Source organism: Bradyrhizobium sp. (assembly GCF_016462955.1).
GTDB lineage: Bacteria > Pseudomonadota > Alphaproteobacteria > Rhizobiales > Xanthobacteraceae > Bradyrhizobium.
In genome coordinates this window covers 3,324-3,980 of sequence record NZ_JAEMSD010000573.1, presented here as the reverse complement: position 1 = coordinate 3,980, position 657 = coordinate 3,324, and the positions used below count along the sequence as shown (strand labels likewise).

General features: G+C 62.6%; 1 protein-coding gene and 1 pseudogene. Both read left to right on the top strand.

The features are described from left to right. Positions 1–151: pseudogene (locus tag JHD07_RS34690) on the top strand (amino acid ABC transporter substrate-binding protein); the annotation flags it as partial. 25 nt (positions 152–176) lie between these two features. Continuing rightward, positions 177–657, top strand: a 481-nt coding sequence (locus JHD07_RS34685; RefSeq protein WP_291630355.1) for an ABC transporter permease subunit, incomplete at its 3' end; no start/stop codon positions are given.

Here is a 657-nt window from a genome sequence, read left to right as displayed (position 1 = left end):
GGATTGGGTGGTGCGGATCGTGAAGACGGTCGGCAATTACGGCGAGGTGTTCGATCGCAACGTCGGCGCGGGCTCGCCGCTCGCCATCAACCGCGGTATCAACAATCTCTGGAACAAGGGTGGTCTTCAGTACGCGCCGCCGATCCGCTGATCACGCCTGATCGGCTGCCGGCGGCATGAGCACCGAGGCCCGAAAACCGCCGCTCCAGATCGCGCTGAAGATTCGGCGCATTCTGGGCGGCAAGGCAGGCTGGAACGGCGTCGCCGTCCAGTTTGCCTTCGCGGCGATCCTGGGATGGATCGGCTACGAGATCGTCTCAAATGCGCGCGCCAATCTCGAAAACCAGCACATTGCCGCCGGCTTCGGGTTCCTGCGCAACAACGCCGGTTTCGACGTCAACCAAACCCTGATCCCCTATACCGGCTCGGACACGTTCCTGCGCGTGTTCGTGGTCGGGCTATTGAACACGCTCGTGGTCTCGGTCGTCGGCATCGTCTTCGCCACCGTGTTCGGCTTCGTCGTCGCGCTGTGCCGGCTGTCGCCAAACTGGCTGCTGTCGCGCATCGGCGAGATCTATGTCGAGGTCATCCGCAATCTGCCGCTCTTGTTCCAGATCCTGTTCTGGTATCTGGCGGTGCTCGCGGCATTGCCCAATC